General features: G+C 67.1%; 1 protein-coding gene. It reads right to left on the bottom strand.

Annotated elements, in window-relative coordinates:
* Positions 1-508, bottom strand: a 508-nt coding sequence (locus tag ACXJ3V_RS20860) for a P-loop NTPase (RefSeq protein WP_457102264.1), incomplete at both ends; no start/stop codon positions are given.

The following is a 508-nucleotide window of genomic DNA, read 5'->3' as shown; positions in this document are numbered from 1 at the left end:
TGACCCGTCTGGGTGGCAATGGCGCCGGCACGTTCGGCGACGTCAGCGGCCGCCGTCTGCGGGGTGGTCACCACCAGGATCTCGGCCTTGGGGAGCAGCTGCGCCACGGAGATGGCGATGTCCCCTGTTCCCGGAGGCAGGTCCAGGAACAGGGCGTCCAGGTCGCCGAAGTAGACGTCGGTGAGGAACTGCTCCAGCGCACGGTGCAGCATGGGTCCGCGCCAGGCCACCGGCTGATTGCCCTTGACGAACATTCCGATGGAAATGACCTTCACCCCGTAAGCGACCGGCGGCAGGATCATGTCGTCCACGCGGGTGGGGGACTGGTCGATGCCCATCAGTGCCGGCACCGAGAATCCGTACACGTCAGCGTCGATAATGCCGACGCGCAGGCCCTGGGCGGCCATGGCGCAGGCGAGGTTCACCGTGACCGAGGACTTGCCCACCCCGCCTTTGCCGCTGGCCACCGCGAACACCTTCGTGAGGGATCCGGGCTGGTTGAACGGGA

The sequence above is a fragment of the Microbacterium sp. P5_E9 genome, assembly GCF_054049175.1.
The sequence above is the reverse complement of the archived record's forward strand: the minus strand, read 5'-3'. Positions and strand labels throughout refer to the sequence as shown.